The sequence below is a fragment of the Roseomonas acroporae genome (assembly GCF_023223525.1).
In the GTDB taxonomy this organism is placed as follows: Bacteria; Pseudomonadota; Alphaproteobacteria; order Acetobacterales; family Acetobacteraceae; genus Roseomonas_E; species Roseomonas_E acroporae.
Map to the genome: position 1 here is coordinate 1 of NZ_JALPRX010000240.1, position 1,369 is coordinate 1,369.

Annotated in this window: 1 protein-coding gene; it reads right to left on the bottom strand. The window is 69.8% G+C overall.

Annotation, left to right across the window (positions count from 1 at the left end; all coding sequences use genetic code 11):
* Nucleotides 1-58 precede the first annotated feature (58 nt).
* A complete protein-coding gene (locus M0638_RS28285; protein WP_248670297.1) occupies nt 59-1,258 on the bottom strand; it encodes an IS256 family transposase in 1,200 nt (399 codons plus the stop codon).
* Between the last annotated feature and the right edge of the window lie 111 nt (nt 1,259-1,369).

The following is a 1,369-nucleotide window of genomic DNA, read 5'->3' on the forward strand; positions in this document are numbered from 1 at the left end:
GATCGTGTCCCGAGCCGTGGTGTAGGAGTGGTGTGCGTGGGCTGGGCGGGCTGCTGCGTCAGCCTGCCACGGCTGGGAGGCTGACGGGGGCAGTATCGCTGACGGCGCCGATGGTCTCCAGGGTCATGTAGCGGGAACGCTGGGTGGCCCATTCGTCGGACTGTTCGAGCAGGATGGCGCCGACGAGGCGGGTGACGGCGGCCTCTTTGGGAAAGATGCCGACGACGTCGGTGCGTCGCTTGATCTCGCCGTTGAGGCGCTCGATCGGGTTGGTGCTATGCAGCTTGGCGCGGTGTGCTGGCGGGAAGGCCATGTAGGCGAGGACGTCCTCCTCGGCGGCGTCCATCAGGGTGGCGAGCCTGGGAACCTTGTGGCGGAGCTGGTCGGCCACCTTGCGCCACTGGGCGTGGGCGGCGGCGGCGTCAGCCTCGGCGTAGGCGGTACCGATCCAGGCGGAGACGATGCGGCGCTGGGTCTTGCCGGCATGGGCGAGGGCGGTGCGGGCGAAGTGGACCCGGCAGCGCTGCCAGGTGGCACGGAGCACCTTCGTCACCGCGGCCTTCAGCCCCTCATGGGCATCGGAGATCACCAGCTTGACGCCGCACAGGCCGCGGCGGGCGAGGGAGCGGAGGAAGTCGAGCCAGAAGGCCTCCGCCTCCGAGGCGCCGGTGGCCATGCCGAGCACCTCGCGGCGGCCATCGGCGTTGACGCCGACCGCGATGGTCACCGCCACGGGGACGATCCGCCCCGCCTCGCGCACCTTCACGTAGGTGGCGTCGAGCCAGAGATAGGGCCAATCACCCTCGATCGGGCGGGCCAGGAAGTCGTGCACCCGCGCGTCGATCTCGGTGCAGAGCCGCGAGACCTGGCTCTTGCTGATCCCCTCCATTCCCATGGCCCGGACCAGGTCGTCCACCGAGCGGGTGGAGAGCCCCTGGACGTAGGCCTCCTGGATCACCGCGGTGAGCGCCTTCTCGGCCATCCGCCGAGGTTCCAGGAAAGCCGGGAAGTAGCTGCCCTTCCTGAGCCGGGGGATACGCAGCTCGACCGTGCCGGCCCGGGTCTGCCAGTCGCGCTCCCGGTAGCCGTTGCGCTGCACCAGCCGTCCCGGATGGCGCTCGCCATGGGCCGCGCCGGTCAGCTCGCCCACCTCCAGTTCCATCAGGCGCTGGGCGGCGAAGCCTATCATCTCCCGCAGGAACCCTGCATCGGAGCCTTTCGCCAGCAGATCCCGCAGGGCAGTCTCGTCGTCGGTCATCGTGGTCGGTCTCGGGTTCAGGGTTGCGGCCTCAGCAACCCAACCCTAGCCGGAGACCATCACGATGGCCGCCGCGTCGGGCGCTCCTACACCACCACTAGGGACACGACC